Raw genomic sequence first — 21,329 nt, forward strand, 5'->3', positions numbered from 1 at the left:
GACAAGGTTGAAGCGTGCGCCGTGCCAGATCTGCTCTTGCTCCTGCGCGAGAGCATCCGGGAACCGGAGCGGGTCGAGGTCGCGCGGGAAGGCGGTGATAACGTCTGGCGTCGCAGCGTCACCGCCTTCGTCTGCCTCATGAACTGATTCAGTTGCGGTGTTCGTCCGGCTCCGCGGCAGTCTCGCCTTCGCCGGACCCGTCGAGGATGGCCGCGAAGCTGCGGGCCGCCCGGCGCCGCAGACGCTGTCGCCCGGCCACGACGCCGAACAGGAAGAACAAGGCGAAGGCTGGCATGGCTGACGCCAGCGCGATGCCGAAGGCGCCGGTTGCGCATCCGGGGCCGCCCAAGGCCGCGCATCGCGGATCGAGGAGGTGCGACAGCGCCAGGATCGAAAAATAGAGGACCATCGGGAGCGCAACCATGCCTGCGAGGCCCCAGGCGATTGCGGCGAGGAGGACGCGGCCCATCGCCGTCCTCAGCGACCCGAGAGGATGTCGCGGATCATCCGCTGGCAGCGGTCGGCCATGAAGTCGAGCAGGAGGCGCAGCTTGGTGTCCTGGTATTGGCGGTGCGGGAAGACCGCGGCGAGTTGCACCGGGGCCGGCGGTGTTCCCGGCAGGATCACCTGCAGGCGCCGGTCGCGGATGAAGGGTTCGACCTCGAAGCGCGGCTTCAGGATCACGCCGTGGCCGGCGAGCGCCCAGCCGGTCAGCACGTCGCCATCGTCGGAATCATAGGGACCGCGGACGTCGAGCTTGCGCGGTCCGGCCCCCGTCTGCAGCGTCCAGAAATGCTCGCGGGCGCCGGGATAGCGCAGCATCAGACAGTCGTGTGCGAGAAGCTCCTCGGGCGTCGCCGGCTCGCCGCGCTTGTCGAGATAGGTCGGGCTGGCGACCAGCACGCGCTCGCAATCGAGGATGCCGCGCATCCTCAGGCTCGAATCCTCCAGCAGGCCGAGGCGGAAGGCAACGTCGATCCCTTCCTTCAGGATGTCGACCTCGTGGTCGGAGAGGCGCAGGCGCACCTCGATGTCGGGATAGCGGTTGCGGAATTCGGGAATGCCGGATGCGATCATGCGCCGGCCGAGACCGAGCGGTGCGGTGACGCGGATGGTGCCGCGCGGCTGGCCGGACAGGGCGCTGACGGCGGCTTCCGCATCCGAAACCGCTTCCAGCACCTTCCTCGCGCCTTCGTAGAAGACGCGCCCCTGCTCGGTGGGCATCAACTGGCGAGTCGTTCGGTTGAACAGGCGCACGCCGAGGTGTTTTTCCAGCTCCTTGATGCGGTTCGACGCGACGGCCGGCGAAATGCGCATGTCGCGCCCGGCGGCGGACAGGTTGCCCAGTTCCACCACCCGGACGAAGACGGCGACGTTGTCGAGATAGGCCATGGGGGGCATCTGCCAGGGTGACGGGGCTGTGCCCCACGGTTTCCTTTGACGGCAGACTATTATTTTCTAGATTTTTTTGAAAGTGTCGGGGCGGCTGCCCTCCTTTCCGTTTGCACTGCAGCACGTAGAGTTCGTCGACCGGCCGAGGGGACATGGCATGAACGATTTCGCTCTGTGGTGGGACTGGCTGGCCTTCGGGGTGCGCTGGCTGCACGTGATCACGGCGATCGCCTGGATCGGCTCGTCCTTCTACTTCATCGCGCTCGACCTCGGCCTGCACAAGCGCCCCGGTCTTCCCGATGGTGCCTATGGCGAGGAATGGCAGGTTCACGGCGGCGGCTTCTACCACGTGCAGAAATACCTCGTGGCGCCGGCGCAGATGCCGGAGCACCTGACTTGGTTCAAGTGGGAAGCCTACACCACCTGGATGACCGGCTTTGCGCTGCTCGCGGTCGTCTATTATGCTGGCGCGGAGCTCTACCTGATCGATCCGAACGTGCTCGATGTTTCCGCTCCGGTGGCGATCGGCATCTCCCTCGCTTCGCTCGCCTTCGGCTGGATCGTCTACGACCTGCTCTGCCGCTCGCCGCTCGGCATGAACGACACGCGGCTGATGCTGGTGCTGTTCGTGGTGCTGGTCTTCATGGCCTGGGGCTATACGCAGCTGTTTACCGGCCGCGCCGCGCTGCTGCACCTCGGCGCCTTCACCGCAACCATCATGTCGGCCAACGTCTTCATGGTGATCATCCCCAACCAGAAGATCGTGGTGGCCGACCTCATCGCCGGCCGCAAGCCGGACCCGAAATACGGCCGCATCGCCAAGACCCGCTCGCTGCACAACAACTACCTGACGCTGCCGGTCGTGTTCCTGATGCTGTCGAACCACTATCCGCTGGCCTTCGCCACGGAGTTCAACTGGGTCATCGCCATCCTGGTCTTCCTGATGGGTGTTTCGATCCGGCATTACTTCAACACGGTGCACGCGCGGAAGGGCAATCCGACCTGGACCTGGCTGGTGACGGCGATCCTGTTCATCCTGGTCATGTGGCTGTCGACCGTGCCCAAGGTGCTGACCGGCGAGGACCGCGTTTCGGCCGGCGCCGAGCGCTTCGTCGCCTCGGTGCATTTCGAGCCGGTGCGCGACACCATCCTCGGCCGCTGCTCGATGTGCCACGCCGCCGAACCCTTCTGGGACGGGGTCTACCAGGCGCCGAAGAACGTGCGGCTGGACACCGATGCCGCGATCGCCAACCATGCGCGGGAGATCTACCTCCAGGCCGGTCGCAGCCATGCCATGCCCCCCGGCAATCTGACCGGCGTGACCCCCGAGGAACGGGCGCTGATCGTGGCCTGGTTCGAGGAGGCGCGCTGAGTTGGGCGATCTCCTGATCCGCGGACGGGTTCTTTCCTTCCTGCGAGAGCCGGATGGGGTCGAGGACCATGCGTCCTACCGCTACGAGGAGGATGGCGCGGTTCTGGTGCGCGAGGGCCGGATCGCCGCGGTCGGAAGCCACTCGGCCGTCTCCGCTCGAACAGGGCCGGACGTCGCCGTGGCCGACCACCGGCCGCATCTCGTCCTGCCAGGCTTCATCGACGCGCATATCCACATGCCGCAGATGCAGGTGATCGCCTCCTATGGGGCGGAACTGCTCGACTGGCTGAACGACTACACCTTCCCGGAGGAGACGCGGTTCTCCGACGCCCAGCACGGCCGGCGCATCGCGCGGCTGTTCCTCGACGAGGTGCTGCGGCACGGCACCACGACGGTGGCTGCCTACTGTTCGGTGCACAAGGCGTCGGCGGAGGCCTTTTTCGAGGAGAGCCACGCGCGCAACATGCTCAACATCGCCGGCAAGGTGATGATGGACCGCAACGCGCCGGAAGCGCTCACCGACACGCCGCAGACGGGCTATGACGACACGAAGGCGCTGATTGCCGCCTGGCACGGCAAGGGGCGGCAGCTCTATGCCATTACGCCGCGCTTCGCGATCACGTCGAGCCCCGAACAGATGGAGATGGCCGGAGCGCTCGCCGCCGAGCATCCGGACTGCCACGTGCAGACGCATCTTTCCGAAAATCATGCCGAAATCCGCTGGACGCAGGAGTTGTACCCTCAGGCCAGGGACTACACGGACGTCTACGCTCGGTATGGGCTCATCGGCGCCAGGAGCCTGTTTGGCCACTGCATCCACCTGTCGGAGCGCGAGGCCGATGCGATGGCCGAGGCGGGCGGCGTGGCGGTGTTCTGCCCGACCTCCAACCTGTTCCTCGGTTCCGGGCTGTTCGACTACCAGCGCTATCGTCGCCGGGACAAGCGGCTGCGCGTGGCGACGGCGACCGATGTCGGCGGCGGCACGAACTACTCCATGCTCCGGACGATGGACGAGGCCTACAAGGTGATCGCCCTGCAGGGCGAGAAGCTGAACCCGCTGCAGAGTTTCTGGCAGCTGACGCGCGGCAATGCCGAGGCGCTGTCGATCTCAGACCGGGCGGGCACGCTGGAGCCCGGCACCGATGCCGACATCGTGGTGCTCGACGCCAGCGCCACGCCGGCCATGGCGTTGCGCCGCGAGCGGGTCGAGACGCTGGCGCAGGAGCTTTTCCTGCTGCAGACGCTCGGTGACGACCGCGCGGTGAAGGCCGTGTATGTCGCGGGGCGGGCGGCGAAGAGGTGACACGGCTTTCGGGCCGATTCGTCTGCCCCAAAGGCATGTCCCGAACTGCTGCTTGCCCGACCGGGTCGTCCAGGGCTTATTGACCGCCTCAAGGAACCGGACGGAACGGCATGAACCTTTCAGCGACCATCGACGCCCTCTTCATCGGCACGGTGGAGGAGCGCTGGCCGGGCCGGCCGCCATCGGCGATCGGCAAGCGGCGCACAAGCGAGCGGCTGGAGATCGGGCCGACGGGCTTTCCACGCGATGCACAGGCCGACCTCGCGGTGCATGGCGGTCGAGAAAAGGCGATCCATCATTATCCCGGCGATCACTATGCAGCATGGCGGGCCGAACTCGGCCGCGACGACCTCGTCGCCGGCGGCTTCGGCGAGAATGTCTCGACGGTCGGGCTGACGGAGGAAACGCTGTGCATCGGCGACGTGCTGTCGTTCGGGGGCGCCACCGTTCAGGTGAGCCAGGGGCGGCAGCCCTGCTGGAAGCTCGCGGCCCATACGGCCGAGGAGCGCATGGCCTATCTGTTCCAGAAGACCGGGCGCACCGGCTGGTATTACCGGGTGCTGGAGCCGGGGCATGTGGCCGAGGGCGACACGATCAGGCTCGTCGAGCGCCCGCGGCCCGGCTGGACGGTGAAGCGTGTAACGCTTGCCCGGCTGTCGCGGCGGGTCGAACCGGCGGACGCGGCGTTTCTCGCCGACATGCCGGAACTCTATGCCGGCTGGCGCGAGGCTTTCGCGGCGATGGCGCTTGGGAAAGCCGGCGAGGACACGGCGGCCCGGCTGAAGGGCTGAAGCGGACAGGGTGCAAGACCTTCTCGCATTGCCGGCCCGGTGGCACGGTGCGGCCGGGCGGCCATGGTCAATCCGTGTCCGCGCCCTCGTCGAGAACCTTCCGGAAGTAAGCCGCTGCGGCGATCTTTTCGGGAAAGCGCGACGCGCCCGCGAGGTGCAGCCATCCGTCGATGATGCCGCAGCGAAGCGCCGTTCCGCTGGAGTCGCTCAACTCGTCGAAGACGCGGCTGCTGCGGCTGGCGAAGGCGAGCGAGGATGGGTCCAGGTGGCGGTAGACATGTTCCCAGTTCCTGCCGCCGGTAAAGAGCTGTCGGTCGGGATCCGGGTAGAAGTCGAGAGGCCGCCTGCCGACATGGGCGAAGTCGAAGATGCCGTAGCCGGCCCAGATCGCCCAACTCCCGATCCCGTCGAGCCTGAGGCCGTAGACCGGCTGCCGGGCCACCAACGGCGCCAGGGCGAAAGGCCCGGGCGGAAAGAGATCGTGGTCGATGAAGGCGAAGACCTTCGGTTCCACGCGCTGCACGACGTGGCGGAACACCCAGTTGAGAGCATTGCCGTGCGACCGGTCGATATGGCGGGCCGGATTGGGCGGCAAGGCCAGGTAGGGCACGCCCGCAGCCTTGCAGATCGCCGCGATCTCCGTCCGGCGCGCAGGCGTTCTCGAATTGTCGCAGACGGCCAGCACCGCGTCCTGCGAGAAGCGCCGGAACCGGTCAGCCAGATAGTCGATCAGCCAGGGCACCTCGAAGGCGATGGTGACGGCCACCACGCCGCCCCGCACGGCCTGGAGCTGCGCGAGGAAGTCATCATGTCCTTCGGTCCTTCGCGCGCAGTAGGCCTCGCGCATGACGGCGTTGCGCCCGACCTTGAAGAGCGCTTCCACCGGTTTGCCGCGAAGGATTTCGCGAGCGGTGTATTCGTCGAGCCGCCGCATGGGAATCCCGTCCTGCCTCTGTAGCCGCCCGCGGCCCTAGCTCAAATCCGGCACTCCGGCCAGAGGATGCTGCTGGCCTGCACCCTGGCTGGCCACCTGCCATGGCCGCCGTGGGGCAGGGGAACGCGGGTTGCCGGTAGTTTGAGCGGCCGGTGTTCCATGCTAGTCGACGGCGAGCGAGACAGATGGCGATGCGGCCGAAAAGCGGGGACAGTCGACAATGAGCATGGAAAGCGACCTGGCCGTCATCCGCAGGCAGGAGGCGTCGATCGTCTTCGAGCGGTTCGACGAGGAGCAGGCCTTCCGGCTCGGCGTGCTCTTGCGCGACCGTGGCGTGCGCGACGGACTGCCGATCGTGATCGACGTCCGCACCTGGGACCGGGCGCTGTTCTTTGCGGCACTCCCGGGCTCGACCGACGCCAATGCCGACTGGGTGCGACGCAAGGTCAACACGGTGCGGCGGATGGGCAGGAGCAGCTACCGCGCTGCGCTGGAGCAGAACGCGCCGGACGGGCTTTTCCCGCAGCGCCACGGGCTCGATCCGCAGGACTACGTTCTGGCCGGCGGCAGCTTCCCGATCCGGCTTGCTGCGGCCGGTATCATCGGCTGCGTGACGATATCGGGCCTGCCGCAGCGCCAGGACCACGCGATCGTCGTCGAGGCGCTGTGCGCACATCTCGGTCTCGACCACGCGGCGCTGGCGCTGCCGGCGGAGTGACGCGGTCGCAAGGCCGTCCAGGCTCGGAATCCGACGGAGATCATGAATGCCGAAGCTCGCTGCCAACCTGTCGACCATGTTCAACGAGACGCCGTTCCTAGAACGGTTCGAGCGCGCGGCGCGGGCAGGGTTTTCGGCCGTCGAGTTCCAGTTTCCCTATGCCTTCGATCCCGATGCCATCGGCGCCGAACTGAAAAGGAACCGGCTGGAGATCGCGCTGTTCAACCTGCCGCCGGGCGACATCGAAGCGGGCGAGCGCGGGCTCGCCAGCATTCCCGAGGCGCGCGAACGCTTCCGCGAGAGCCTGGAGCCGGCGCTCCGCCATGCGCTCGCCACCGGGTGCCGCAAGCTCCACTGCATGGCCGGTGTGCTGTCGGGGCAGGCCGACATGGCCGAGCGGGAAGCGACCTTCGTGGCGAACCTGCGCGAGGCGACCGCCCTGTTCTGGCCGCACGGCGTGCGGCTGCTGATCGAACCGCTCAACCCATTCGATACGCCGAACTACTTTCTTTCCTCCGTGGAGCAGGCTGCTGCCATCGTGGAGGCAGTCGGCTCGCCCGGCGTGGGCATCCAGTATGATTTCTACCATCAGAGCCGCATGCGCGGCGAACTCATCGCCACCTTCGACCGCTTCCGAAACCTCATCGGCCACGTGCAGATCGCAGGAAATCCCGGCCGCCACGAGCCCGACACGGGAGAGGTCGACTATCGCTTCGTGCTCCAGGCACTGGTTTCCCGCGGCTACGACGGTTTCGTCGGCTGCGAATACACCCCGGCCGGCGACACCGTTGCCGGACTCGGCTGGGCGCGGTCATGGCTGAAGGCTGATGTGGCATGAGCGGTTTCGAACCCAAGCGCTTCTTCACCGATCTCTACGAGGCGGCGGTGGCGGCCGCAGATCCCGCGCGGGTCATCGGCCGCTTCCTGCCCGAGAGGCCGAAGGGGCGGACGATCGTGATCGGGGCCGGCAAGGGATCCGCGCAGATGGCGAGGGCCTTCGAGGACGCGTGGGACGGACCGCTCGAAGGCCTCGTCGTCACCCGCTACGGCTATGGCGCGCCGTGCACACGCATCGAGGTCGTCGAGGCCGCGCATCCGGTGCCGGACGCGGCGGGGCTCGCCGGCGCGCAGCGGCTGCTCCGGACGGTTTCGGGGCTGACGGCGGACGATCTTGTCGTGGCGCTGATCTCGGGTGGCGGGTCCGCGCTGCTGCCGGCGCCGGCCGGGCGGCTCTCGCTCGACGACGAGATCGCGGTCAACCGCGCGCTGCTCGCCTCGGGCGCGCCGATCTCGGCGATGAACGCGATCCGCAAGCACGTCTCGGCAATCAAGGGCGGCCGGCTCGCCGCGGCCGCGCATCCGGCCCGCGTGGTGACACTCGTCGTTTCCGACATTCCCGGCGACGTCGCCGCTCTCGTTTCGTCGGGCCCGACCATTCCGGACGGCTCGACGCGTGAGGACGCGCTGCGGCTGGTGGAGACCTGGCGTATGGAACTGCCGGCGGCAGTGATGGCGCATCTCGCCTCGCCCGAGGCCGACGCGCCGCTGCCCGACGATCCGCGGTTCGCCGGCAACGAGGTTCACGTCATCGCCTCGGCGGCCGTCTCGCTCGAGGCGGCAGCCGCTGCCGCGCGGGCGCAGGGGCTCGAGGCCGTGATCCTGTCGGACGCGATCGAGGGCGAGGCGCGCGAGGTGGGCGGCGTGCATGCGGCCATCGCACGCGAGGTGGCTGCGAGGAACCGGCCGTTCGCCAAGCCCGTGGTCATCCTCTCGGGCGGCGAGACGACCGTGACGCTGCGCGGGGCGGGCAAGGGCGGGCGAAATTCCGAGTTCCTGCTGGCGCTGGCGCTCGGCATCGACGGGGTGGCCGGCATCTCCGCCTTCGCCGCCGACACCGACGGCATCGACGGGTCGGAGGACAATGCGGGCGCCTTCTGCGACGGAACGAGTGCCGCGCGGCTGAGGGCTGCGGGCCGCGACCCGCGCGCGCTGCTTGCCACCAACGACGCCTGGACCGCGTTCGATGCGCTCGGCGACCTGTTTTCGCCAGGGCCGAGCGGGACCAACGTGAACGATCTGAGGGCGATGCTGGTGCGGTAGGCTGTCGCGCGGGGGCGGATCGCGCCATGGAACGCGACCAGGCACTGGACATCCTCAGACGGCATCGGGCCGATCTGCAGAATCGGGGCGTGCGCCGCGCCGCGCTGTTCGGGTCGACCGCGCGTGGGGACAGGCACGCCGGCAGCGACATCGACATCGTCATCGAACTCGACGCGGACACCGGTCTCGGGGTTTACGACCATGTCGACCTCAAGGCCTACTTCGCGGGCCTGTTCGAGGGGTCTGTCGACGTGGTCAGCCGCGAAGGGCTGAAGCCGCATGTCCGGGCGGCCGCGCCGAGCAATGCGGTCTATGCGTTCTGACAAGGCGCTGCGCGGATGTTCCGATGTCGCGCTGCCGCTTGGTCCCGGCGCCAACAGCTGGCCGATGGCGCGGCGGGCCAAGGCGAGGACGATGAAAGGATATCCTGGGCCGGCTGCGTGAGTTTGGCCGATCTGATGGCCGATCTTGCAGCTCCCTGTCGGCGCTTCCGACAGGGCCGACACCAAAATCCCGGCGCCGCCGTCATCCTCGGGCTTGTCCCGAGGATCTGCCCGGGCTTCGGGCTTGCACGCGTGCTGCAGTCACGCGGGGAGGCTGGAAACGCCAAGCATTCGAGGGTCGGGAGATCCTCGGGACAAGCCCGAGGATGACGGCGCGATGGTTGTCGCGTCGCCGTGCCAGCCCATCGACCATGCGAGGGCGAGCGAAGTGGACTGGTGAAAACCACAAATGTGTCGCGGCGCCCCCACTATCCCATCAACGCCTTCACTGCCTTCATGTCCGCCAGGAACCGCCCATGCTCGGCGTCGCGGTCTGCGGGGTCGGGGATGCGCAGGAGGTAGGAGGGGTGGACGGTGAGGAAGACGCGCAGGCCGTCGTCGCGCACGATGACCTGGCCGCGCAGCTTCGTGATCGCGACCGGCTTGCCGAGAAGGGACTGGGCGGCGGTGGCGCCGAGGGCAACGGCAAGGTCGGGGCGGATCAGCGCCAGTTCGTGGTCGAGCCACCAGCGGCAGGCCTTTACCTCGCCGGCGTTCGGCCTGGCATGGATGCGGCGCTTGCCGCGCGGCTCGAACTTGAAGTGCTTGACCGCATTGGTGACGTAGACCGCGTCGCGGTCGACGCCGGCTTCGACGAGGACGCCGTCGAGGAGCCGCCCGGCCGGGCCGACGAAGGGCTTGCCGGCGATGTCCTCGTGGTCGCCGGGCTGCTCGCCGACGAAGACCACGCGGGCCGGCGCAGGTCCCTCGCCGAAGACGGTCTGCGTGGCGTCGCGCCAGAGGTCGCAGCGACGGCAGGATTCGGCTGTGCGCGAGAGTTCGGCCAAGGTCCGGGCGTCGGCGCCGTCTTGGGTGGTGCTGTCGCCGGCGGGCGGCGCCGGCCAGTGACGCGCCTGAATCTTCGCATGGTGCGGTGCGGGTTCGCTCGGCTGCTTCTCGACCATTTCCCTGGCCTTCTCCTCGGCGCCGCGGATCATGTCGGGAATGAGGGAGGCCTCGGGGAGGTTCCGCCAGTATCTCTTCGGCATCTCGGCCTGCATCGCCTTCACCTTCAGCCGCGCCGGGTTGAAGATCGAGGCGAAATAGGTGCGCCACAGGGTCTCGGCATCGTCTTCCGACGGCGCGTCGGTCTTGGTGGCTCCGGGGCCGATCGTGAGGCGCGTCCCGTCCCAGTCTGCCGAGGCGAGCGGCGTGAGGATCGTCCAGCGCATGCCGGTGAAGCGGCGCACGAAGAAGGGCGCGTTGGCCTCGACGATGAAGTGATCGGGCTCGAACCAGGCGACATGGCGGTCGTCCGGCCCGCCGCCGATGCGGCGAAAACGCACGAAGGCGCGCATCTTGTGGATGTCGCGGCGGACCGACTTCGCCATCGCCTCGAGTCGGCGGACGTCGGTGTCGGAGCCGATCTTCATGAGGTGCGGCTCTTCGCGCAGCCGGTAGAGCACACGGTAAAGCAGCGCGAAGCGCTCGGGGTCGCGGTGGCACACGACGGTCTCGGCAAGCTCGACGAAGGCGCGCGGCACCGTGAAGGTGGTACTGTCCGCACCCGGCAACGCCTCGGAGGCGGCATGATCCGTCCCCGCGAAGAGGTCCGCCGAGGCGTTGCCCGCGATGGTCCAGCCCACCTGGTCGGCCGGCACGCCTTTCATCGCCAGAGCCCGCGCCGCCGTGCGCCAGCCATCGAGGTCGGTCTGGCCGGCCAGTTTCACCGTCATGCGCGGCAGGCTGCGGGCGATGGCCGCCATCGTCAGAACAGCTCCATCTGCACCGGCGCTGGCGCAAGGCGGGCGCGCAGGTTGGCGCTGTCGGTCAGGGCGCCGGGCGTCCAGCCTTCCGCGACGATGAAGGGGCGAACCTTCGTGATGGACTGGCAGAGCCGGCCAACATCCTCCAGCCGCAGCCGCCGATAGCGTCTGGTGTCGAGGATGCGGCCGACGGCGCGGGTGCCGAGGCCCGGCACGCGCAGCAGGTTCTCGCGGTCGGCACGGTTGACGTCGACCGGGAACATGGCGCGATTGCCGATCGCCCAGGCGAGCTTTGGATCGACAGCGAGATCGAGCATGCCATCAGGCCGACCGGAGAGAATCTCGTCCTGTTCAAAGCCGTAGAACCGCATCAACCAGTCGGCCTGGTAGAGACGGTGCTCGCGCATCAGCGGCGGGTTCTTCAGGGGGAGAGCGGAAGAGGAATCCGGGATCGGGCTGAAGGCGGAGTAATAGACGCGACGCAGGCGGTAGCTGGAATAGAGCCGGGCACTCGACTTCAGGATCGTCGCGTCGGGCGAGGCGTCGGCGCCGATGATCATCTGCGTCGACTGGCCGCCGGGCGCGAAGCGCTCGCGCGTCTTCGTGCGCATGGTGGGCTCGGACTTCTCCTCGATCTTCGAGCGCAATCGCGCCATCGAGATGCGGATCGTCTCCGGCTTCTTCTCCGGGGCAAGCCGGTTCACGCCTTCGTCGGTGGGGAGTTCGACGTTGATCGACAGGCGGTCGGCGTGGCGGCCGGCCTTTTCCAGCAGTTCCGGCGCGCATTCGGGGATCGTCTTCAGGTGGATGTACCCGCCGAAACGGTGCTCCTCGCGCAGGCGCCGGGCGATCTCGACCATCTCGCCCATTGTCTCGTCAGGCGAGCGGATCACGCCGGAGGAGAGGAACAGGCCCTCGATGTAGTTCCGCTTGTAGAAATCCAGCGTCAGCTGCACCACCTCGTCGACCGTGAAGCGGGCGCGACGGACGTTGGAGGACGACCGGTTGATGCAGTAGCTGCAGTCGTAGATGCAGAAGTTGGTGAGCAGGATCTTGAGCAGCGAAATGCAGCGACCGTCCGGCGCATAGGAGTGGCAGATGCCGGAGCCTTCGGTCGAGCCGATGCCGCCGCTCTTCAGCGAATTGCGCTTCGCCGCTCCCGACGAGGCGCAGGAGGCGTCGTACTTGGCCGCGTCGGAGAGGATCGCAAGCTTCTGGCGAAGGGTGATGGCTGTCATGAGTTCATGATATGTTCCCGAGGGCAGCCGCGCCATTCACTTTGATATGAGCGGCACATTGGAGCCGACGCCCGGAGGGGGCCGGGCAGACGAGGGGCCGCGCGATGGATGGCGGGCTCGCCCTTCCTCGCATCGTCCGGGAAGGGCGCGCCCGCGACCGCGGATCATGTCTGATCGACTTGCCCGTCAGGCGAGGTCGCGGCGGGCAAAGACCTCCTTGGCGGCGAACAGGCCGTTGAGGGCGGCCGGGAAGCCGGCATAGACGGCCATCTGCATGATGATCTCGGTGATCTCCTCCCGGCCGAGACCGACATTCAGGCCGGCTTCGATATGGACCTTCAACTGCGGCGCCGCATTGCCCATGGCTGTCAGGGCGGCGATCGTCGCCACCTCGCGGCTCCGCAGATCGAGGCCCGGCCGGCTGTAGATGTCGCCGAACGGAAACTCGAGCAGATAGGTGGCAAAATCGGGAGCAATGTCGGCCAGTGCGGCGACGACGTTGTGGCCAGCCTCGCCGTCGATGTCAGCGAGCGCGCGCTTGCCGCGTTCCAACCGGCTTTCGCCGGCGTTCGGGTGGTGTTGCGTCATAGTCGTTCATCCTCTTGGCTGGGCCGCCGTAGCCGGCGATCTTGGTGTCGAGGACGAGAAGGCACTCCTGCAGGTCTGCGATGTGGGCCTGGACGCGTTCGCGGTGCTGAACCAGCAGCTCACGGCGCTCCGTTTCCGTGTCGACGCCGCGTTCCCGCAAGGCGGCATAGCGCAGCATCTCCCGGATCGGCATCCCGGTCTTCTTCAGGCGGCCGAGGAATTCGATCCAGATCAGGATCGACGCATCATAGTCTCGCTGGCACGAGCGATCCCTGTCGGCATAGGGAAGCAGGCCGATCCGCTCGTAGTAGCGGATGGTGTAAGCCGACAGTCCCGAACGCTTCGCCAGCTGGCCGATCTTCATGAATGTCTTCCTTCGCCACGACGCATCCGAGGCTAGGGGTTCGAGCGCACTCCAAGTCAACAGGGAAAGTGCGACCGGAACATGGATCCGTCGGCACCAATCCTGCGGCCGGGTTCGCGCGGGAAAGAAGGGCACAGGGCCGGATCGGCCGGAGCCGGGTTCAAACCTCGTGCAGGTAGAGATGGTAGTCCAGTTCGCTGACGGTACGGGCGACGCGGAGGTATTCCGCATGTTTGATGGCGGTGAAGGTGCGGTGGAGGTCTTCGCCGAGCGCGTCCTTCAGGAAGGCCGAGGCGCGCGCCGCTTCAATGGCCGAGCGCCAGTCGGCGGGCATGGCTGCGCGGGCATCATCGGCGGCCGCATAACCGTTGCCTGTCGTCTCGGGACCCGGATCGAGCGCCTCGTCGAGGCCCTTGGCGATGCCGGCGAGCACTGTGGCAGCGACGAGATAGGGATTGGCATCGACGCCGGACGGGCGGTGCTCGATCCGGCGGTTGCGGGCGTCGCCGGCGGGCACGCGCAGCGCCACCGAGCGATTGTTGACGCCCCAGGTCGGCGCGACCGGCGCATAGGACTGGGCGACGAAGCGGCGCCAGGAATTGGCGTGGGGCGCGAAGACCAGCATGGATTCGCCCATGGTGGCGGCAAGACCACCCAGCGCATGCAGCAGGCGCGGCTCCCAGCGCCCCTCTTCTGTCTCGGCAAAGATGTTGCGGGCGGCTCCGTCCTGCAGCGAGACGTGCAGATGCATGCCCGAGCCGGCATAGGCCTCGATGGGCTTGGCCATGAAACAGGCGGTGACGCCGTGTCGGCGCGCCTGGGCGCGGACAAGCCGCTTCAGCATGATCAGGTCGTCGGCTGCCCGAAGGATGTCGGTGCGGTAGTTCAGCGTCAGCTCGTACTGGCCGGGGGCATATTCGGAGATCACCGTCTCCGCCGGGATGCCCTGTTCGCGCGCCGCCGCATAGATGTCGGAGAACAGCGGCTGCATGCCATGCAGGTGGTCGACCGAATAGACCTCGGTCTTGCCGGAGCGGCGGCCGTCCAGGACGGCGCGAGCGGGCCGCACGCCGCCGTCGGCATCGCGCTCGTTGGCGAGCAGGAAGAACTCGAGCTCGAAAGCGCCTGCCGGATGCAGCCCGCGGGCGGCGAAGGCGCCGACCTGGCGCACGAGCGCATGGCGGGGATCCGAGGTCATGGGTGCCCCGTCGAGGCCATGCATCGACATCAGCACCTGGGCGCGGCGCGGGCTGGTGCCATGCAGCGGCACCAGCGTGCCCGGGATCGGCCAGGCGCGCAGGTCGCCGTCGCCCGAATCCCAGATCAGCCCGGTTTCGTGGACGTCCTCGCCGGTGATGTCGAGGCCGAGGATGGAAATCGGCAGGTGCCGGCCGCCCTTGTAGAAACCCTCGAGTTCGTGCCTGCGGATGATCTTGCCACGGCCGACGCCGTTGACGTCGACGAGCACGATGTCGATCGCCTCGACATCCGGATGCGCCTCGAGGAAGGCGCGGGCTTCGTCGGGGGTGGAGCCTGAGGGGGAGGTCATGGGCGGGGGCTCGCGGGTCTTGCGGTTCGTGGTGCGTCGCGCTCTACGGCGCCCCCCTCTGCCCTGCCGGGCATCTCCCCCACAAGGGGGGAGATCGGATATCGCGACGGCCTTCGCCAATCGCCGAGATCGAAGGAGACGCGCCGTCGCAACGACTGCCGATCTCCCCCCTTGTGGGGGAGATGGCCGGCAGGCCAGAGGGGGGCGCGACGGAGCATGGGCATCTCAGTGTCCCGCCAGTTCCGCGCAGACAGCGCCGAAGGCCCCGACCAGCCGGTCGACCTGCCGTGCCGTGGTGGCGGGGGAGACGAGCATCATGTTGTGGAAGGGGGCGATCAGGCAGCCGCGGTTGACGAGCGCGACATGGATTGCGGCTTCGAGCGCGGGAGCGTGCGCGGCTTCGGCTTCCGCGCCGTTGGCGAGCGGGCCCGGGGCGCAGATGAACTCGACGCGGGCCCCCACACGGGCGACGTGCCAGGGCAGGCCATGGCGCCCGATGGCGGCGGACAGGCCCGCTTCCAGCCGTTCGGCAAAGCGCTCCATGCGGGCGTAATTCTCCGCCGTCATCACCTCCTCCAGCGTCGCGCGCATCGCGGCGAACTGCAGCGGGTTGGCCGAGAGCGTGGTGCCCATGCCGGAATAGCCTTGCTCCTTCGTCTTCTGATACGCTTCCCAGCGCATGGCTACCTCCTCGGTCATGCCCCAGACTGCGGCCGGCACGCCGCCCGCGACCGGCTTGCCCAGCACGAAAAGATCAGGCTCCAGGCCGAACGTGCGCGTGTAGCCGCCGAGACCGGTGGAGATCGTGTGCGTCTCGTCGATGAGCAGCAGCGTTCCGGTCTCCCGGGTGGCGCGGCGGAGCGCGTCGTGAAAGCCCGGCGCCGGCAGAACCATGCAGGAATTGGTGAGAACCGGCTCGGTGATGACGCAGGCCACGTCGCGCGCGGCGAGTGCGGCTTCGAGCGCGGGAAGGTCGTTGAACTCGACGATCATGGTTGCCTGCGCCAAGTCACGAAATTCGCCTGCGAGGCCAGGGCGGTTGATCGCGCGGCCGTCCCTCAGCCGCACCATCGTCTCGTCGACGGAGCCATGATAGCAGCCGTTGAAGACGAGTATCTTCGGCCGGTCGGTGATGGCGCGGGCGAGACGCAGCGCGAAGCGGTTGGCGTCGGTCGCCGTGGTCGCGACCTGCCAGAAAGGAAGGCCGAAGCGCTCGACGAGCAGCCGGCCGACCACGGCCGCATCTTCGTTGGGCAGCATGTAGGTCAGGCCCCGGCCGGCCTGCCGGCGGATGGCGCGAGCGACGGGGGCGGGCGAATGACCGAACATCGAGCCCGTGTCGCCGAGACAGAAATCGTCCAGCCGGTGGTCGTCGATGTCGGTGATGGTGGCGCCGCGCGCCTGCGCCACCACCATGCGGAAGGGCATCGGCCAGTCGAGCATCCAGTGCAGCGGCACCCCGTCGAGGAAGCCGGACGGCGCGGCGGCGGCGGCCGCCGATCGCGGCCGCGAGGCGGCGAAGATCGCGGCTTCACGGGCGCGCAGGGCCTCTATGCTTCGGACGGGTACGCCGCCGATCCTGTCGCTGGTCTGCTGCAATCGAACGCCCCCCGGAAGACGAGCATCTTCTTAGCTGGGGCGGTCGAGGCCGGCAATCGTCCTGCCGCTGCAGGCACTGGACCAGATTGGGGCTTGAGCGCGCATCCGCCCGGGCTATGGTCGCGGACCGCGAAAACCGGGACCGCCGCCTGCCCATGATCGAGCCCATCTCGCCTGCCGACGAACCTGCCGTACTTGCGCTCAACACCATTCACGCCTCGGAACTCTCATTGCTCGATGCGGCAGGTCTGAAGCGCCTGCTCAAGGTCGCCTATCTGGCGCGGCGGATCGGCAGGCTGGAGGCGTTCATGATCGCCTTCGACCAGGACGCGGCCTACGAGAGCCCGAACTTCCTGTGGTTTTGCGAGCGGTACCCGCGCTTTGCCTATGTCGATCGCATCGCGGTGGCGGCGGCGGCGCGCGGACGGGGGCATGCGCGGCGTCTCTACGAGCATCTGTTCGAAGAAGCGCGACGGGACGGTCACTCTGTCGTCACCTGCGAAGTGAATTCAGACCCGCCGAACCCGGCCTCCGACGCCTTCCATGCCGCGCTCGGCTTCCGCATCGTCGGCGAGGCGGCCATCTATGGGGGCGAGCGGACGGTGCGCTACTACGAGCGCGTGCTGTAGCGGCGATCGCAGGGCGAGGCGTGTTCCGATTTCGCGACGGTCTCCCGTCCAGCGCCCCGTGATGCTATTCTGGGCGAACGCGCACGGCTCGCGACCACGAGAGGGAGGATTTCTCGTATGCGTCTCGCTTCGATTTCGGTTCTGACGGGGGTGATTCTGGCGTTGTGGCCGGCGGTCGCCCTTGCATCCGGTGGCCTCCAGTGCACGGCCGAGGACGAGTTCGCGGTCTTCACGATCGAGAGCGGGGTAGCCCGTGGCATGGGCGGTCCGGTCTTCAATTTCCGCGCCACGTCCGTCATCCGCGACGACGCGGTGGCGGGCGACCTGCGCAACATGGCCTATGACGGCGAGCATCTGGCGCAATACTGGCTCGACGGCGAGGAATTGCGCCTGTTGCTCTATCGCGAGCGCGCTGAGGGCACGCATGGCTACGTCCGGATCGAAGTCCGGACGACTGCCGGAGAGGAAGGCCTCTACAAGGGGGCGTACGACCTGAGCGTGTTCGACATGGCAGGCGATACCACGGGAGAGGGGCGGACGTTCAAGGGAAGCGGTTCCGTCGAATGCTTCGTCGAATAGGGATCAGCCGGCGATGTCGATGACGCCGCAGTCTCCGGCTTCCGAGCCGAAGACGACGCGACGACCGGCGCGGTCCCAGCCGAGCGAGGTGATCGCGCCCTTGCCAGGGCGGCGCAGCAGCACCTCCTTCTGGTCGGCGATGCGGGCGGCGAGAACCATGCCGTCGGCATAGCCGATGGCGACGAAATCGTCGGCCGGATGACAGGCGACTGCAGTCACCTGCGTGTTGCCGCGGGTGCCGAGTTCGAGCGGCGCCTTGCCCATCGGACCGTCCTTGCCCTGGAACGGCCAGACGATGGCGGCCGGTGCGCCGGAACTGGCCAGCCAGCGGCCCTTCGGGCTCCATGACAGGCTCTTCACCTTGGCAGGGTAGCCGGTCATGCGCATGTGCTTGGCGTCGACGAGCTTCCAGCCGTGCAGGGCGCCCTCCTGCATGGTGGTGACGAGGAAGTTGCCGTCGGGCGAAAACGTGATGCCGGTATGCGCGCCCGCCCATTCGAGCTCGGTCGGCTTGCCGTCGGCGGCCGGGAAGTGCAGCGTCGCGCCATTGTAGCGCGCCACGCCGATGCGCATGCCCTTGGGCGAGAACGCGATGCCTTCCACCGTGCGCGGATGGTCGAAGCTCTTCGTCCTGCCGTCGGCGAAGCGGACATAGGCCGTGCGCCCGGCTCCCCAGGCGATGGCGCCCTGCGGACCCGAAGCGATGCAGGCGATCCACTTGCGGCCGATGTCGGCCAGGTGCTCGAGCGATCCGTCGGCGCCGATGGCCGTGACCTTGCCGTCCTCGCCGCCGGTCAGCAGCCGCTCGCCGCGCTCGTCGAGCGTCGCGCAGGTCAGCCCGTCATGCGCGGCTACCTGCCTGTGACCGTCGGCCAAGCGATGCACCACGCCGTCTGCCAGCGCGAAGTGCGGCACGTCGGAGACGAAGGCGGCGACGACGCAGTGGCCATCGAGATCGAGGGGGGCGACGGTTGGCATCGTATCTCCGGACGTGGCTGTCGAGAACTGGCGCGGGTCTAGCGGCGCATCTCGATCTTGTCACGCGCGGCGCTGGCGAGGAATGCGGCACGGGTCACGCCCAGCCGGCGCGGAAAGGTCTAAGCCGCCTGGCAGGCCTCGAAGGTCCGCTTCAGCCGCTCGGGATCGAGTTCGCGGCCGATGAAGACCAGACGGCTCTCGCGCTTCTCCTCGTCCTTCCAGGGGCGCTGGTGATCGCCCTCGATGATCATGTGGACGCCCTGCACGACATAGCGTTCCGAATCACCCTTGAAGGCGATGATGCCCTTGAGGCGAAGGATGTTCGGCCCTTCCAGCTGGGTGATCTTCTCGATCCAGGGAAAGAAGCGCTTCGGGTCCATCTCGCCCGCGCGCAGCGATACCGATTGGACGGTGACATCGTGGATCGGCGAGGCGTCGCCGTGGTGGTGATGCCCATGCTCGTGGTCGTGATGCGCGTGATCATGGTCGTGGTGTTCCTCGGGGTCGAGGAAATGCGGGTCGTCGGCGAGCACGCGCTTCAGGTCGAAGGCGCCGCGATCGAGAACTTCGGCAAGCGAAACACCGGCGCGTTCGGCGCGATGGAGGCGGGCGGCCGGGTTGATCGCCCGGATGGTGGCTTCCACGGCACGCAGTTCGTCGGCGGTGACGAGGTCGGTCTTGTTGACGACGATGACGTCGGCGAAGGCGATCTGGTCCTCCGCCTCGCGACTGTCCTTCAGGCGCAGCGGAAGGTGCTTGGCGTCGACCATGGCGACGACGGCGTCGAGCCGCGTCTTGGACCGAACGTCCTCGTCCATGAAGAAGGTCTGCGCGACCGGGACCGGATCGGCGAGACCGGTGGTCTCGACCAGGATTGCATCGAAGCGGCCCGGCCGGCGCATCAGGCCTTCCACCACCCGGATCAGGTCGCCGCGCACCGTGCAGCAGATGCAGCCGTTGTTCATCTCGTAGATCTCCTCGTCGGACTCCACGATGAGATCATTGTCGATGCCGATCTCGCCGAACTCGTTGACGATGACCGCGTAGCGCCTGCCGTGGTTTTCCGAGAGGATGCGATTGAGCAGGGTGGTCTTGCCGGAACCAAGATAGCCGGTGAGAACGGTGACGGGGATCTGGGGCTGGGTGTCGGGCATGGCGCGCCTCTGCGTCGTTTGAACGAGTATCGCGGTCATATAGGACGGTGACCGCACGATTGCACGCGCTGGATCCGTCGTTGGCGAGGCCTTCGATTCGCGGGCCGGGCCGCCGGCCGCCGCGCCTGTCATGCAACTGATACAGTCCTCTGCCATGCGTTCGTCGGCGAATTAGCCGGCTGGTTCGAAGAGGCGGCGGGCGTTGCCTCCACCGGCTGGACGTCTATGCTCCGTGCATCCGCCGGGGCATGCAGGAGGGGCTATGGCGAAGGAAAAGGGTGCGGCGCTGAGCCGCCTTCAATCGGCGGCGCGGCTGTCGCGCACCGCGCTGGCATCGCGGCTCCTCGATCACGGCTTCTATGCCGGGCAGGACCAGATCATGCTCGCGCTGGCGCTGGAGGACGGGCAGACGCCCGGGCAGCTCGCAGCGCGGCTCGGCGTTCGCCCGCCGACCATCACCAAGACGATCAACCGGCTGCAGGCCCAGTCCTTTCTCGACAAGCGCGCATCCGAGAACGATGCCCGCCAGGCGCACGTGTTCCTCACAGAAAGCGGACGCGATGCCATCAAGGCGATCGAGAAGTCGGTGCGCAAGACCGAGAAGCAGGCGCTAAAAGGCCTCGACAAGAAGGAGCAGAAGACCCTCGCCAAGCTGCTCGCGCGCATCGAGGGAAATCTGTCGGGCAATCCGCGCCAGATCGATGTCATGGACGACGCCGACGACGACGAATAGCCGTCAGACCTCCGATCATCCCCGAGCCTGCCGGCCGGGGCGGCCCGAAATCGCTTGCCCTCGCATTCGGGATCGCTGAAACAGGTCGGATCGATTCCTCTGACGGCGGCACCGGTGAACAAGTCTTCCGCGAATCAGGAAACGGCGACCCCCGTTCCCGCCATCCTGCTCGTCTTCTCGGCCGGGCTCCTGTTCTCGTTCCTCGACGCAAGCGCGAAGTACCTCGGCTCCGTCGGGCTCGCCTCGCCCTTCATCGCCTGGATGCGCTTCGCCATCCACGTCCTGCTTGCCCTCGTCCTCCTGCGCGCCTGGTCTAACCCGGCAGTGTTCCGGGTGAACAGCATGCCCCGGCAGTTGCTGCGCGGCATGTTCCTGTTCGGCTCGACCTTCTTCAACTTCCTGGCGCTGCAGACGCTGCAGCTGGCCGAGACGGTCTCGATCTTCTTCTTCGCGCCGATGGTGATCACCGGGATCGCCGGCCCCCTGCTCGGTGAATGGGCGGGCTGGCGGCGCTGGATGGCGATCCTCGTCGGTTTCGTCGGAGTCATCGTCGTCACGCGACCGGGCCTGGGCATCTTCGGCATCGGTCACGTCTATGCGCTCTGCGCCATGTTCAGCTATTGCCTCTACGTGATCATGACCCGCCAGCTGGGCCGGCACGAGACGGCCGAAAGCATGATCTTCTACTCCGCCCTGGCGCCGGTGGTTCTGATGGCACCGACGCTGCCGTTCTACGCGTCCATGCCGCAGGACTGGCTCCAGTGGACCGTACTCCTCTCGATGGGCGTGCTCGGCGGGATCGGCCACTGGCTGCTGATCAAGGCCTATCGCATCGCCGCCACCACCGCGCTCGCCCCCTATGCCTACCTGCAACTCGTCTGGATGGTGTCGCTGGGCTACCTCATCTTCGACGACCTGCCCGACCTCTGGACGATCGGCGGCGCGCTCATCATCGTGTCGAGCGGGCTCTACATCGTCCACCGCGAGCGGCAGCTGCGTCTGCGGGATGCCGCCCTTTCGAACCACTGAGCGCAGCAGCGAAAAGGTTTGAACAGGCCGA

General features: G+C 67.6%; 23 protein-coding genes. 12 read left to right on the top strand and 11 right to left on the bottom strand.

The window, feature by feature from the left end; genetic code table 11:
- The first annotated feature begins 21 nt into the window (after positions 1 to 21).
- The gene (locus N1F91_RS18705) at positions 22 to 147 is read left to right on the top strand and encodes a hypothetical protein (protein ID WP_289994535.1); all 126 of its coding nucleotides are present in this window, start codon (positions 22 to 24) and stop codon (positions 145 to 147) included.
- 1 nt (position 148) lies between these two features.
- Here N1F91_RS18705 and N1F91_RS18710 read toward each other — a convergent pair whose 3' ends face one another.
- Complete coding sequence (locus tag N1F91_RS18710) at positions 149 to 469, bottom strand: hypothetical protein (RefSeq protein WP_289994536.1); 321 nt, start codon at positions 467 to 469, stop codon at positions 149 to 151.
- Between the two features lie 8 nt (positions 470 to 477).
- Positions 478 to 1,392 carry a LysR family transcriptional regulator gene (locus tag N1F91_RS18715; protein ID WP_289994538.1) on the bottom strand — a complete coding sequence of 305 codons (915 nt, stop codon included), beginning with the start codon at positions 1,390 to 1,392 and terminating at the stop codon, positions 478 to 480.
- A gap of 157 nt (positions 1,393 to 1,549) precedes the next feature.
- Between N1F91_RS18715 and N1F91_RS18720 the strand changes: the two genes are divergently transcribed.
- The 3 genes from N1F91_RS18720 (at position 1,550) to N1F91_RS18730 (ending at position 4,858) form a co-directional block, all read left to right on the top strand.
- Positions 1,550 to 2,764 carry a urate hydroxylase PuuD gene (locus tag N1F91_RS18720; protein ID WP_289994540.1) on the top strand — a complete coding sequence of 405 codons (1,215 nt, stop codon included), beginning with the start codon at positions 1,550 to 1,552 and terminating at the stop codon, positions 2,762 to 2,764.
- 1 nt (position 2,765) lies between these two features.
- A complete protein-coding gene (gene guaD / locus N1F91_RS18725) occupies positions 2,766 to 4,067 on the top strand; it encodes a guanine deaminase (protein WP_289994541.1) in 1,302 nt (433 codons plus the stop codon).
- 110 nt (positions 4,068 to 4,177) lie between these two features.
- A complete protein-coding gene (locus tag N1F91_RS18730) occupies positions 4,178 to 4,858 on the top strand; it encodes an MOSC domain-containing protein (protein ID WP_289994542.1) in 681 nt (226 codons plus the stop codon).
- Between the two features lie 67 nt (positions 4,859 to 4,925).
- Here N1F91_RS18730 and N1F91_RS18735 read toward each other — a convergent pair whose 3' ends face one another.
- Positions 4,926 to 5,792, bottom strand: a complete 867-nt coding sequence (locus N1F91_RS18735) for a hypothetical protein (RefSeq protein ID WP_289994544.1) — start codon at positions 5,790 to 5,792, stop codon at positions 4,926 to 4,928.
- 220 nt (positions 5,793 to 6,012) lie between these two features.
- On the opposite strand from N1F91_RS18735, the gene N1F91_RS18740 reads away from it, so the two are divergent.
- From N1F91_RS18740 to N1F91_RS18755, 4 genes are read left to right on the top strand one after another with little or no spacing between them, the layout of a single operon-like run.
- Positions 6,013 to 6,510, top strand: a complete 498-nt coding sequence (locus N1F91_RS18740) for a heme-degrading domain-containing protein (RefSeq protein WP_289994545.1) — start codon at positions 6,013 to 6,015, stop codon at positions 6,508 to 6,510.
- 46 nt (positions 6,511 to 6,556) lie between these two features.
- Positions 6,557 to 7,348 (top strand): 2-oxo-tetronate isomerase, encoded by a 792-nt coding sequence (otnI, locus tag N1F91_RS18745; protein WP_289994546.1) that lies wholly within the window; start codon positions 6,557 to 6,559, stop codon positions 7,346 to 7,348.
- The gene (locus N1F91_RS18750) at positions 7,345 to 8,610 is read left to right on the top strand and encodes a glycerate kinase (RefSeq protein WP_289994547.1); all 1,266 of its coding nucleotides are present in this window, start codon (positions 7,345 to 7,347) and stop codon (positions 8,608 to 8,610) included. Before otnI ends, N1F91_RS18750 begins: the two co-directional genes overlap by 4 nt.
- A gap of 26 nt (positions 8,611 to 8,636) precedes the next feature.
- Positions 8,637 to 8,933, top strand: coding sequence for a nucleotidyltransferase domain-containing protein (locus N1F91_RS18755; RefSeq protein WP_289994549.1), 297 nt, complete (start codon positions 8,637 to 8,639; stop codon positions 8,931 to 8,933).
- A 428-nt stretch (positions 8,934 to 9,361) separates the two neighbouring features.
- Here the strand turns inward: N1F91_RS18755 and N1F91_RS18760 are convergent, their stop codons facing one another.
- From N1F91_RS18760 to N1F91_RS18785, 6 genes are all read right to left on the bottom strand, one after another.
- Positions 9,362 to 10,858 carry a UdgX family uracil-DNA binding protein gene (locus N1F91_RS18760; RefSeq protein ID WP_289994550.1) on the bottom strand — a complete coding sequence of 499 codons (1,497 nt, stop codon included), beginning with the start codon at positions 10,856 to 10,858 and terminating at the stop codon, positions 9,362 to 9,364.
- A 2-nt stretch (positions 10,859 to 10,860) separates the two neighbouring features.
- Complete coding sequence (locus tag N1F91_RS18765; protein ID WP_289994552.1) at positions 10,861 to 12,096, bottom strand: putative DNA modification/repair radical SAM protein; 1,236 nt, start codon at positions 12,094 to 12,096, stop codon at positions 10,861 to 10,863.
- 186 nt (positions 12,097 to 12,282) lie between these two features.
- The gene (locus N1F91_RS18770) at positions 12,283 to 12,684 is read right to left on the bottom strand and encodes a carboxymuconolactone decarboxylase family protein (protein WP_289994553.1); all 402 of its coding nucleotides are present in this window, start codon (positions 12,682 to 12,684) and stop codon (positions 12,283 to 12,285) included.
- Positions 12,620 to 13,048, bottom strand: coding sequence for a MerR family transcriptional regulator (locus N1F91_RS18775; protein ID WP_289994554.1), 429 nt, complete (start codon positions 13,046 to 13,048; stop codon positions 12,620 to 12,622). Before N1F91_RS18775 ends, N1F91_RS18770 begins: the two co-directional genes overlap by 65 nt.
- 160 nt (positions 13,049 to 13,208) lie before the next feature.
- A complete protein-coding gene (locus N1F91_RS18780) occupies positions 13,209 to 14,597 on the bottom strand; it encodes a glutamine synthetase family protein (RefSeq protein ID WP_289994555.1) in 1,389 nt (462 codons plus the stop codon).
- 225 nt (positions 14,598 to 14,822) lie between these two features.
- Positions 14,823 to 16,196 carry an aspartate aminotransferase family protein gene (locus tag N1F91_RS18785; RefSeq protein ID WP_289994558.1) on the bottom strand — a complete coding sequence of 458 codons (1,374 nt, stop codon included), beginning with the start codon at positions 16,194 to 16,196 and terminating at the stop codon, positions 14,823 to 14,825.
- A gap of 155 nt (positions 16,197 to 16,351) precedes the next feature.
- Here N1F91_RS18785 and N1F91_RS18790 point away from each other — a divergent pair, with 155 nt between their 5' ends.
- Both N1F91_RS18790 and N1F91_RS18795 read left to right on the top strand, forming a co-directional pair.
- The gene (locus N1F91_RS18790; protein WP_289994559.1) at positions 16,352 to 16,825 is read left to right on the top strand and encodes a GNAT family N-acetyltransferase; all 474 of its coding nucleotides are present in this window, start codon (positions 16,352 to 16,354) and stop codon (positions 16,823 to 16,825) included.
- Positions 16,826 to 16,942: 117 nt separating this feature from the next.
- The gene (locus tag N1F91_RS18795; RefSeq protein ID WP_289994560.1) at positions 16,943 to 17,404 is read left to right on the top strand and encodes a hypothetical protein; all 462 of its coding nucleotides are present in this window, start codon (positions 16,943 to 16,945) and stop codon (positions 17,402 to 17,404) included.
- A 3-nt stretch (positions 17,405 to 17,407) separates the two neighbouring features.
- On the opposite strand, the gene N1F91_RS18800 is transcribed toward N1F91_RS18795, so the two are convergent.
- Both N1F91_RS18800 and N1F91_RS18805 read right to left on the bottom strand, forming a co-directional pair.
- A complete protein-coding gene (locus tag N1F91_RS18800; RefSeq protein ID WP_289994561.1) occupies positions 17,408 to 18,382 on the bottom strand; it encodes a WD40 repeat domain-containing protein in 975 nt (324 codons plus the stop codon).
- Between the two features lie 119 nt (positions 18,383 to 18,501).
- Positions 18,502 to 19,536 (bottom strand): GTP-binding protein, encoded by a 1,035-nt coding sequence (locus N1F91_RS18805; protein WP_289994562.1) that lies wholly within the window; start codon positions 19,534 to 19,536, stop codon positions 18,502 to 18,504.
- Positions 19,537 to 19,798: 262 nt separating this feature from the next.
- Here N1F91_RS18805 and N1F91_RS18810 point away from each other — a divergent pair, with 262 nt between their 5' ends.
- Both N1F91_RS18810 and N1F91_RS18815 read left to right on the top strand, forming a co-directional pair.
- Positions 19,799 to 20,269 carry a MarR family transcriptional regulator gene (locus N1F91_RS18810; RefSeq protein WP_289994563.1) on the top strand — a complete coding sequence of 157 codons (471 nt, stop codon included), beginning with the start codon at positions 19,799 to 19,801 and terminating at the stop codon, positions 20,267 to 20,269.
- A 114-nt stretch (positions 20,270 to 20,383) separates the two neighbouring features.
- Complete coding sequence (locus N1F91_RS18815) at positions 20,384 to 21,298, top strand: DMT family transporter (protein WP_289994564.1); 915 nt, start codon at positions 20,384 to 20,386, stop codon at positions 21,296 to 21,298.
- The last annotated feature ends 31 nt before the right edge of the window (positions 21,299 to 21,329 follow it).

Source organism: Aquibium sp. ELW1220, assembly GCF_030398385.1.
Classification (GTDB): domain Bacteria; phylum Pseudomonadota; class Alphaproteobacteria; order Rhizobiales; family Rhizobiaceae; genus Aquibium.

What these genes read in the sequence shown, in the direction of transcription:
- N1F91_RS18710 (WP_289994536.1), bottom strand. Translation starts at nt 469, where the DNA reads ATGGGCCGCGTCCTCCTCGCCGCAATCGCCTGGGGCCTCGCAGGCATG.
- N1F91_RS18715 (WP_289994538.1), bottom strand. Translation starts at nt 1,392, where the DNA reads ATGGCCTATCTCGACAACGTCGCCGTCTTCGTCCGGGTGGTGGAACTG.
- N1F91_RS18720 (WP_289994540.1), top strand. Translation starts at nt 1,550, where the DNA reads ATGAACGATTTCGCTCTGTGGTGGGACTGGCTGGCCTTCGGGGTGCGC.
- N1F91_RS18730 (WP_289994542.1), top strand. Translation starts at nt 4,178, where the DNA reads ATGAACCTTTCAGCGACCATCGACGCCCTCTTCATCGGCACGGTGGAG.
- N1F91_RS18735 (WP_289994544.1), bottom strand. Translation starts at nt 5,792, where the DNA reads ATGCGGCGGCTCGACGAATACACCGCTCGCGAAATCCTTCGCGGCAAA.
- N1F91_RS18740 (WP_289994545.1), top strand. Translation starts at nt 6,013, where the DNA reads ATGAGCATGGAAAGCGACCTGGCCGTCATCCGCAGGCAGGAGGCGTCG.
- otnI (WP_289994546.1), top strand. Translation starts at nt 6,557, where the DNA reads ATGCCGAAGCTCGCTGCCAACCTGTCGACCATGTTCAACGAGACGCCG.
- N1F91_RS18750 (WP_289994547.1), top strand. Translation starts at nt 7,345, where the DNA reads ATGAGCGGTTTCGAACCCAAGCGCTTCTTCACCGATCTCTACGAGGCG.
- N1F91_RS18755 (WP_289994549.1), top strand. Translation starts at nt 8,637, where the DNA reads ATGGAACGCGACCAGGCACTGGACATCCTCAGACGGCATCGGGCCGAT.
- N1F91_RS18760 (WP_289994550.1), bottom strand. Translation starts at nt 10,858, where the DNA reads ATGGCGGCCATCGCCCGCAGCCTGCCGCGCATGACGGTGAAACTGGCC.
- N1F91_RS18765 (WP_289994552.1), bottom strand. Translation starts at nt 12,096, where the DNA reads ATGACAGCCATCACCCTTCGCCAGAAGCTTGCGATCCTCTCCGACGCG.
- N1F91_RS18770 (WP_289994553.1), bottom strand. Translation starts at nt 12,684, where the DNA reads ATGACGCAACACCACCCGAACGCCGGCGAAAGCCGGTTGGAACGCGGC.
- N1F91_RS18775 (WP_289994554.1), bottom strand. Translation starts at nt 13,048, where the DNA reads ATGAAGATCGGCCAGCTGGCGAAGCGTTCGGGACTGTCGGCTTACACC.
- N1F91_RS18780 (WP_289994555.1), bottom strand. Translation starts at nt 14,597, where the DNA reads ATGACCTCCCCCTCAGGCTCCACCCCCGACGAAGCCCGCGCCTTCCTC.
- N1F91_RS18790 (WP_289994559.1), top strand. Translation starts at nt 16,352, where the DNA reads ATGATCGAGCCCATCTCGCCTGCCGACGAACCTGCCGTACTTGCGCTC.
- N1F91_RS18795 (WP_289994560.1), top strand. Translation starts at nt 16,943, where the DNA reads ATGCGTCTCGCTTCGATTTCGGTTCTGACGGGGGTGATTCTGGCGTTG.
- N1F91_RS18800 (WP_289994561.1), bottom strand. Translation starts at nt 18,382, where the DNA reads ATGCCAACCGTCGCCCCCCTCGATCTCGATGGCCACTGCGTCGTCGCC.
- N1F91_RS18805 (WP_289994562.1), bottom strand. Translation starts at nt 19,536, where the DNA reads ATGCCCGACACCCAGCCCCAGATCCCCGTCACCGTTCTCACCGGCTAT.
- N1F91_RS18810 (WP_289994563.1), top strand. Translation starts at nt 19,799, where the DNA reads ATGGCGAAGGAAAAGGGTGCGGCGCTGAGCCGCCTTCAATCGGCGGCG.